Annotated in this window: 6 protein-coding genes, 1 tRNA gene and 1 pseudogene; 5 read left to right on the forward strand and 3 right to left on the reverse strand. The window is 48.9% G+C overall.

The annotated features are described in order from the left end of the window. Positions 1-418: 418 nt before the first annotated feature. Both csdA and csdE read left to right on the forward strand, forming a co-directional pair. Complete coding sequence (gene csdA, locus ACRC27_RS05735) at positions 419-1,663, forward strand: cysteine desulfurase CsdA (RefSeq protein WP_438639402.1); 1,245 nt, start codon at positions 419-421, stop codon at positions 1,661-1,663. Between the two features lies 1 nt (position 1,664). Continuing rightward, the gene (csdE, locus tag ACRC27_RS05740) at positions 1,665-2,099 is read left to right on the forward strand and encodes a cysteine desulfurase sulfur acceptor subunit CsdE (protein ID WP_438629868.1); all 435 of its coding nucleotides are present in this window, start codon (positions 1,665-1,667) and stop codon (positions 2,097-2,099) included. A 7-nt stretch (positions 2,100-2,106) separates the two neighbouring features. On the opposite strand, the gene ACRC27_RS05745 is transcribed toward csdE, so the two are convergent. The 3 genes from ACRC27_RS05745 to mltA form a co-directional block, all read right to left on the reverse strand. Continuing rightward, positions 2,107-2,367, reverse strand: a complete 261-nt coding sequence (locus ACRC27_RS05745; RefSeq protein ID WP_438629869.1) for a hypothetical protein — start codon at positions 2,365-2,367, stop codon at positions 2,107-2,109. A 93-nt stretch (positions 2,368-2,460) separates the two neighbouring features. Beyond that, complete coding sequence (tcdA, locus tag ACRC27_RS05750; RefSeq protein ID WP_438622791.1) at positions 2,461-3,294, reverse strand: tRNA cyclic N6-threonylcarbamoyladenosine(37) synthase TcdA; 834 nt, start codon at positions 3,292-3,294, stop codon at positions 2,461-2,463. Positions 3,295-3,403: 109 nt separating this feature from the next. Continuing rightward, entirely contained in the window at positions 3,404-4,513 is a 1,110-nt protein-coding gene (mltA, locus tag ACRC27_RS05755) for a murein transglycosylase A (protein WP_438622790.1), read from the reverse strand. Positions 4,514-4,962: 449 nt separating this feature from the next. Between mltA and ACRC27_RS05760 the strand changes: the two genes are divergently transcribed. The 3 genes and pseudogenes from ACRC27_RS05760 to ACRC27_RS05770 all read left to right on the forward strand — a co-directional run. Further along, positions 4,963-5,196: a hypothetical protein gene (locus ACRC27_RS05760; protein ID WP_438622789.1), complete on the forward strand. Its 234-nt coding sequence runs from the start codon at positions 4,963-4,965 to the stop codon at positions 5,194-5,196. A 105-nt stretch (positions 5,197-5,301) separates the two neighbouring features. After that, a tRNA-Met gene (locus ACRC27_RS05765) sits at positions 5,302-5,377 on the forward strand. 591 nt (positions 5,378-5,968) lie between these two features. Further along, positions 5,969-6,276, forward strand: a pseudogene (locus tag ACRC27_RS05770) (nucleoside recognition domain-containing protein); the annotation flags it as partial.

Below are 6,276 nucleotides of genomic sequence, written 5' to 3' on the forward strand. Positions count from 1 at the left end.
GCAAATCCCTATAGTGGCTCGTGCAGGGTAAGCCTAAACGGCAAGTGTTTCTGCGGAAATGCTTTAGGGTTACTGCTTGCAATGTTGTGTTTGCACGTTATCTGGGAAACCAGATAGGTGGCGAAAGCCACTATGTTTCACTTCCTGTACAAATTTTGACCCTATCTGTCAATAGTGAATTCTTTTTCTGCACTGCCTCTGGCGGTGCGTTTTTTTATCTGCTGATTGCCCGCATCTCCCTTTCACTTTCCCTGATAAATACGCTTTTGTATGTGTGCCTCTCTCGTACTATAGGTTTTCCCCTAAATAATGTATTGCTATGGGATCAAGGCTAGGCCTGCGGTATTCACAGCAAACTTGCACTCAGCGCCAATTCACGCCAAGATCGCACCGTATTCTCTTTGGTTGACACAATTTCATGCCCATGACTTTTACCTCTTCGCATACTGCATTGTTTGACCCGCTGACCTTTCGCCAGCAATTTCCGGCACTGCTGGATAATGAGGCAGGGATCTACCTCGACAGCACCGCGACCATGCTCAAACCGTATCCGGTTATTGATGCAATCAATGCGTATTACCGCAGCAACAGTGCCACCGTTCATCGCAGCCAGCACACTGCCGCGGCCAATGCAACGCAGGCCTTTGAACAGGCGCGCAGCACATGTGCGGCATTTATCAATGCCAAGAGTGCAAGCAATATTGTCTGGACACGTGGAACAACCGAAGCGATTAACTTAGTAGCACAAGCCTATCTGCGCCCACGATTACAGGCCGGTGATGAGATTTTGGTCGGCGAGATGGAGCACCATGCCAACCTTGTGCCTTGGCTATTACTGGCCGAGCAGACCGGTGCAAAAGTCGTCAAACTGCCGATGACCACGCAACTGCACCTTGATGTGAGCGCGTTACCGACACTACTCAGCCCGCGCACAAAACTGGTGGCAATTGGTATGGTGTCAAATGTGACAGGTAGCCGACAACCCGTTGAGCCAATTATTGCCGCAGCACATGCTGTCGGTGCAGTCGTGATGCTTGATGCAGCCCAAGCCGTGGCGCATGAAATGCTCGATGTGCAAACGCTAAATGCTGATTTCATCGCCTTCTCTGCCCACAAATTATACGGCCCGACCGGTGTAGGTGTTTTGTACGGCAAACCTGAACGGCTGGCCGATATGCAGCCATGGCATGGCGGCGGTAAGATGATCAGTAAGGTGAGTTTTAGCGGTGTCACACTGGCCGATATTCCGCAACGCTTTGAAGCCGGTACGCCGAATATTGCCGGTATTTTGGGCTTTGGCGCAGCATTGCAGTGGTGGCAACAGCAAGATTGTGCTGTTGCTGAGCAATATTCCAGCCAATTGGCCGCAGATACCGCCCGCCAGATGCAGCAGATAGCGAATGTCCGGTTGTTCCGGCCATGCAATGCCAGCACAATTATCGCCTTTACGGTAAACGGCGTGCACCACACCGATCTTGCCACGTTACTGGCAGAACAAGGCATCGCCCTACGCGCCGGTGTGCACTGTGCCCAACCGCTGACCGAGGCATTAGGGGTTTCTGGTACGGTACGTATCTCATTTGCCCCCTACAACACCCCGCAAGATGCGGCGCACTTTCTGCATGCACTGCGTTATGCGATTGATTTACTGCACGAGGAATAACATGTATCCGCACCCGTTTGGCCATGAGATAAGCTGGGATGATCTGCAACAGCGTTTTGAAGCTTGCCGTCTGTGGGAAGATCGCTATCGTCAGCTTATTTTACTGGCACGAAAACTGCCCGCACTGCCTGCAGAAGCCAAAACCGAGCAGATTGCGCTGGCCGGTTGTGAAAACAATGTCTGGCTTGGGCATCAATTACTGGCCGATGGAACGCTGCATTTTTATGCCGACAGTGAAGGCAGAATAGTTAAAGGGTTACTGGCGGTGATCCTGACATTAGTCGAAGGAAAAACACCGGCAGCGCTGTTGCAGGTCGATTTACCAGCTGCTCTGCAACAGATAGGGGTAGGCGACACGCTCTCAAGCAGCCGCTCTCAGGGGATAGCCGCCATCGCCGCACGCATACAGAGCACGGCGAACGCGCACGTAGCCTAAGACGATATTACGACCCTTTTGGTTCTTTATCGCTACCCTGATCCTGAGTAGCGAACGGATTACCTGCCGCCGCAAACGGATTGCCCGCACCAGCAAAAGGGTTGTTTTGCGGCGAATAAAAGCTGCCTAGTGGCGACATTTTCATTGCCTGCTCTGACATTTGACTCCAAAACTGCATTTGTAGTTTCTGCCAGATAGCCTGATGGTTCTCTGTCAGCTCTGCCAGCTCCTGCGGCGTTAAGTCCAACTCAACCCGTAATTTCATCATCTCACTCCTTGTTTTGATGCACTCTAATACTGCACCACACTCTGGTGCAGTATCAGTAATAATCGGTTGTGGCTGTAACGATAGCGATAAAGGCTACACCGCGGAAGGTTTCAATGCCGCCCTTGCCAGCAAACGCTGGATCACCCGCGACACGGCAATAAACCCAAAACTGGCCGTTACCATCGTCGCTGCGCCAAAACCTGATGCACAATCCATCCGCTTTGGCCCTTCGGCACTCTGTTTTACCGCGCAGGCCGAGCCATCGGCTTGCGGATAGATCAAATGCTCAGTTGAGAACACACAATCAATGGCAAATTTACGCTTCGGGTTCTTACTAAAATTGTACTCTTGGCGCAAAATAGTGCGCACCTTGGCCGCCAGCGGATCTTGAATCGTTTTGGTTAAATCAGCCACTTGAATTTGGGTCGGATCAATTTGACCACCCGCCCCCCCAACCATAATCACCGGAATTTTGTTGCGTTTGCAATAGGCCAGCATCGCCGCTTTTGGACGAACACTGTCAATTGCATCAATCACATAATCGTAACCACGGCTCAAATACTCCGCCTGATTATCAGGGGTAATAAAATCATCAATCAGCGTAATCTGGCACTCAGGGTTAATGGCGCGAATCCGCTCAGCCATCACCTCTATTTTAGCTTGCCCAACCGTACCGCTCATCGCATGGATCTGACGATTAATATTCGTGACACACACATCATCCATATCAATCAGGGTAATCGCACCAATCCCCGTGCGCGCCAAGGCCTCAGCCGCCCATGACCCCACCCCACCAATACCAACCACACAAACATGAGCCGCACGCAGCACCTCCGTTTGTGAACGGCCATATAAGCGGGCAGTACCACCAAAACGCTGCTGATATTCAGCCGATGCGGTGGCTTGGGGAACTTGCTGCTCAGACATGAAAACGCCTCATTACTTGCCAATAGAACATCAAACAGAAAAAACAGGCCGCAAATCAAAGCGTGCGGCCTGTTACAACAATCGTGTATTTACAGCCGATAATCTACCGTTAAAGCAGACCGTCTTGCGGTGATTTTAACACCCATACGCGGCCAAAGTGCTGATAAAAACCGGCCTCTCTGCCCGCTTCATCGCCCACACCGTGGTAAATGTCAAAATGATTGCCCTTCACCGCGCCACCTACATCCAGTGCCAGCATCAAACGTAAATGGTGTTTTCCTGTCCACTCACCCTGGGTATTTAGCTCTGGGATCTCAGCAAGCAACACACTTCCTGCTGGAATTAAACGCTTATCCGCCGCAACAGAGGCCTTGGCCACCAGCGGAATACCGCTCGCCCCAACCACCGGAGTAGCCGCGCGCGAAGTAAAATAGACATACGAACGGTTCTGCTCAAACAGCTCACGCGCCTGTGCAGGGGTGTGAGTGTTGACCCACTCACTGATCGCCGCCAGCGACATTTTCTCACGCGGCACTTCGCCCCGCTCAATCAGCACCTTACCGATACTGGTATAACCGTAACCGTTTTTACCGCTATAACCAAAATAAACTAGCGGCTCACCGTTCTCAAAATCCACATAACCACTGCCCTGCACTTCCATCATAAAGTTATCTAATAAAGAAGCACTGTAGGCAAGCTCTAGCCCCTTTCCCTGCAAAGCGCCATTGTAAATCTGCTCACGGGTAAAACGGGCATTCCCCTTTGGCAACTTATACAAAGGGAAGCGGTAAATCCCCTCAGGCCGGTGGCGCGCCTTGAGCACCGGTGTGTAGTAGCCGGTAAACATCACATTACCGTAATTGTCGCCACCCGACATCTGATATGGGCGAACGCCAAACTGTGCCAGTTTTTTCGGGTCAGCACCTGCATCCAACCAGCGGTAAAGGTCAGCATAAGTCTGCGCATTCTTACCGTGTAACGAAGATGAGCCAAACTTAATATTTTCTACCTGACGTGAAAAGTCGGCTGCATTCACCGGTGTCTGGCTGCTATTAACCTGTTTCACGGGTAAAAGAGGCTGCGTAAACAGACCATCTTTATACTGCTGCCCCCGCGTTGGTTTACTCTGCTCTGTTTGTGGTGTTTTTTGCGCACACCCCACCAATCCTATGGCCAATATTGTCGCGCTAAGCACAACGCGTAACGGAAAACGCAGCACTTTAAACTCCATGCTCAATAAAATAAAAAATGATTATATTGGATAGGAAACAGAAAATAACAATTAACTGATAAATAAAATGCTGAAATAATGCGCTGAAAACAATCAGCAAATAAGCCAGACTTTTTGAAACTGCTATTACATGGGATCAAACAGCACAAAAAATCAGCGGATTACGGAATCTCTCTACCCACGACACACCATGAACTGCATCAATACGCATAAACATGCGTTAAAAATAGAAGCGGCCAAATGAAAGGTGAATAGATTTCACCCCGTATTAAGTCTAAATCGTGCTATTAAGATGTTTAAAACAACCATTCGATATTACGGCAATGTTTCTTTTGTGTTACCATTGAATTTATAAAATACGTAAAATTTACGATGTTTAACGCAACACCGTAGCCTGTCAGCCACAGTGCCAGATTAGTTTGAGTAAGGATGCTCAGATGCCATTACACCACCAGCCTTTTAAAATCAGCCTACAAACACTCTGCAACCTGCAATCGGTTGAGTATCAATGGATCCGACATCTCGACAGTGAAGGCTTGCACAAGCACGATATTGAATCTGCCATTTTGCGCTGCCTTGGTGGTGATGAGCGCAGCGCAGAGCTGCTACGCAAAATAGCGCTCGGCCAATCAGAAACCGCACAACTGCTGCACTATTTATCCCCCTCATAAGCATCGGCCCCGTGCTTGCCGCGCTCTGGCTTTATCAAGGTTTTGGTTTTATTACTGAAAAAGCTTGTATTAAATCACATCTGGCGTATGATTCATCTCAACAGACGCGGGGTGGAGCAGTTGGTAGCTCGTCGGGCTCATAACCCGAAGGTCGTTGGTTCAAATCCAGCCCCCGCAACCAGATTCTTATTTATGCCTTAGTGTTTATCTAGCGCATAAATATTTAAGTAAGAAAGCCACCTAAGGGTGGTTTTTTTATGCCTGAAATTTGTCTTTCTGCTTTTTTTACCTCTGCTGTTTTCCCCCTGTAATACACGCTTCAACAATATTGCACCTACCTAATATAACCTCTGCTTTCACACCCAATCCTGTTTTAATTTTTCTGTACTGACCGCTGTTGTTCTACACATTTTTCTGCTGCGTTTTTTGCTTTAAAACCACGTTTACATACCACCCCAGTTAAAGGCGCATATCAACAACATAAAACACCAACAAATAAAACTTTAACAGCACTAAAAATCCTACATATTGAGGGATAAAGCATGACGTAGTTAAAAGTTACGAATAGTCATACATTTTTACCTTTAATTGCGTGATCAAAATCAATTTTTATCTTTTCCCGCTGCTTATGCTGCCCCTATATCTTGTGCGTATTGCTTATGCACGCTGACAGTAAGCGCGTAGTTTCATAGCCGGATTTTATGCGGCGTGGCACACGCATTTTCCTGTCTGTTTTATTTTTTATTGCAATGCAATATTTTGGAGAGGGCTGATGACAACACCAACCGATCACACCACTGAGCAGAACAAACCCGTACGTTGGGGCGCTTATGTCGCTCTCGTATTTGCACTGGTTTTCTTTTCCGGTGCAATGAAAAGCAGCGGATGGCAGGGCGTTTTTGACTTCACCACCCTCAACGGCGCATTCGGTAAACTCGTTTCCGGCGCAAAACAGGTGGGTGACAGCGTTCAGGTCTCTACCTCTACCCTGCGCGGCGCAGGCGGCGACGGTGCAATGGAAGGTTTTCTGTTCGCCTTTGGCCTGATCCCGACCGTTATGTTTGCACTTGGCGTTATCAA

The sequence above is a fragment of the Plesiomonas sp. genome (assembly GCF_051650925.1).
GTDB lineage: Bacteria > Pseudomonadota > Gammaproteobacteria > Enterobacterales > CAMTGL01 > Plesiomonas.